This window comes from Mycobacterium szulgai (genome assembly GCF_002116635.1).
Taxonomy (GTDB): Bacteria; Actinomycetota; Actinomycetes; order Mycobacteriales; family Mycobacteriaceae; genus Mycobacterium; species Mycobacterium szulgai.
The window spans coordinates 1-2776 of sequence record NZ_LQPW01000077.1; the positions used below are offsets into that span (position 1 = coordinate 1).

At 78.7% G+C, this 2776-nt stretch carries 1 pseudogene; it reads right to left on the reverse strand.

The window, feature by feature from the left end:
* Positions 1-176: 176 nt before the first annotated feature.
* Positions 177-2776: pseudogene (locus tag AWC27_RS32020) on the reverse strand (PE family protein); the annotation flags it as partial.

The following is a 2776-nucleotide window of genomic DNA, read 5'->3' on the forward strand; positions in this document are numbered from 1 at the left end:
CGGCAACGGCGGCGCCGCCGGCGGCGGCGGCAACGGCGGTTCCGGCGGCTTCCTCGGTTTCAGCAGTAATCCTCTGTATGACGGTCAGCCCGGTCCGGACGGACCCACCGGCATCGCCGGCGCGGCAGGCACCTCCGGCAGCGACGGTCGCCCCGGCTGATTGCCCTACCTACGAGCTAGCCGCTGGCGCCGTCGGTACCCGCGGTGCCGTCGGCCCCGAAGGCACCGTCATCACCGGGGGTACCGCCCTGGCCGTCCTGGCCGCTCATAGCTCCGCCCGTGCCGGCGAGCCCTTTGCCCCCGGCGGCACCACCCGTGCCGCCAGACCCACCGGCGCCTAGGGCACCGCCGGTACCGCCGGCTCCGGCACCGCCGCCACCGGAAGCCCCGCCCTGACCGCCGTTGCCGCCATCGCCGCCGGCCGCACCGGGCGCGCCGTTACCGCCGTCGCCGCCGTTGCCGCCATCACCGTTGGTCGAAATGGCGGAAATCACCGGGTTAGTGATGTCACCGCCGGCACCGCCCGTGCCACCGGCCCCGCCGTCGGCGCCGGTGCCGCCCGCCCCGGCCGCGCCGCCGGCACCGCCGTCACCGCCGCGGCCACCGTTGGCGCCGCCGGCACCGCCCGCGCCGCCCTCGCCGCCCGACCCGCCTTTGCCGGCGTTGAAGTTGCCGTCGGCGCCGTTACCGCCGTCGCCGCCGGTACCGCCGGTCAGGCCGTTACCGGGGCCGCTGCCGCCGCTGCCGCCGCTGATGTCTCCGCCGTCGCCGCCGTCACCGCCGACGGCTCCGTTACCGCCCTGGCCGGAGGGGCCGTTGGTGGCGTCACCGCCGCGGCCGCCGGTACCGCCCATGCTCCCGGCAGACCCGTTGGTGACGGTGCCGCCCTCACCACCGTGACCGCCGGCTCCGAAAGCCCCACCGGCGCCGCCGGCGCCGCCGGCGCCTCCGATAGCCATGCCGTTTATGCCGTTTTCGTTGGCGAAGCCGCCGACGCCGCCCTGGCCACCGGGCGCGAAATCGCCGCCGACGCCGCCTTGGCCGCCGGCACCACCGGAGACGGTGACGCCCTCGGCATTGCTGGCCCCGTTGCCGCCGGCTCCGCCGGTGCCGCCTTGCTGGATGTTGACCGGGTCGGGTGGCAGCGTGCTGGTGCCGGTATCGCCCGCCGTGCCGGGTGCGCCGTCGCCGTCGGTATTGCTGTCTCCCGGGTCCCCGCTGCCGGCCTTCGAGTCCACCGGGACGGTTGTGTTGAAGCCGTTGGTGCCGTGGCCGCCGGCACCTCCGGCACCGCCGGTGCCGCCGTCGCCGCCGACGCCCTGGCTGCCCGCGGAGCCACCGGTGACGGCAAGTCCGCCCTGGCCGGGCGCTCCGCCGATGCCGCCAGTGCCGCCCTTGCCGCCGTTGCCGGCAGCGATGGCGGCGGTGCCGTCGACGCCCGTTCCGCCCTTGCCGCCGTCGCCTGCGTCACCGCCCTTGCCGCCGTCACCGGAGGCGCCCGCGGTGGCGCCCGGACCACCCGCGGCCCCGCCTGAGCCGCCATCGCCGCCGCCGCCGCCGTCTCCGGCGTTGCCGCCGTTGCCGCCGTTGGCGGACCCGGGTGACGCGGTTCCATCCGAACCGGCGGCACCCCCGCCCCCGGTGCCGCCGTCACCGCCGGTGCCGCCCTTGCCGCCATTGCCAGCGACCGCCCCGGCCGAGCCCGCGCCGGCCGCACCGCCGTCGCCGCCGGTGCCGCCGGCGCCACCTTTGGTGCCACCGCCGCCATCACCCCCAGGGCTGGTGCCGGCGTCGCCGTTGCCTCCGGCGCCGCCGTCTCCGGCGTCGCCGCCCTTACCGCCGTTGCCGCCGACACCTTGGGCACCCGTGGCACCGCCGCCACCGCTGCCTGGAGCACCGCCGAGGCCACCCGGCCCACCGTCGGCGCCGTCGCCACCGTCGCCGCCGTCGCCACCGTCCGCGGTGGTCGTTCCGGGTGTGCCCACGGCGCCACGGCCGCCATCGCCGCCGTCGCCGCCGCGGCCGCCGGTGCCGCCATTGCCGGCCTTGCCGTTGACACTGCCGGTCCCCGCGTCGCCACCGGTACCGCCCTGCCCGCCGCCGCCGCCCGGATCGCCCTTCACGCCGTCGTTGTTGGGGCCCGTAGTGCCGTTGAGTCCGTTGTTACCCCTGGTACCGTCGCCGCCGGTACCGCCGCTGCCCCCGTTGCCACCTGCGCCCATGGTGCCCGCGGTACCACCGCCACCGCTGCCCGCGGCACCCGCAGCGCCGCCGGTGCCGCCGGTGCCGCCGGTGCCGCCGGTCGCGCCGTCGCCGCTGGAACCGAGGCCGACACCGCCGGTACCACCGGTGCCGCCGGCGCCACCCTGCCCACCGTCGCCCCCGTTGCCGGCCGGGCCGCCGCCGGCCGCGCCGCCCCCCTGACCGCCCTGACCGCCGTTGCCGCCGGCGAAACCAGGGTTGCCGGTCACACCGGCGCCGACGAAGCCGCCGCCGGCACCTTGGCCGCCTGCACCCCCGGTGCCGCCGTCACCACCGGCCGCAGCGGCACCGGCCGCACCGCCGCTGCTGAACAGGCCGCCGGCGCCGGCGGCGCCGCCGAGCCCCGCCGCACCGCCCTTGCCGCCGGTGCCGCCATTGCCACCGATGCCACTGATCCCCGAGCCGCCGGCCCCACCGTCACCACCGGCGCCACCGGCACCGGCCGCGCCACCGGCACCGCCGTGACCGATCACCAGGGGGCCAGTCCCCCCGGCCCCACCGGCGCCGGCGGCAC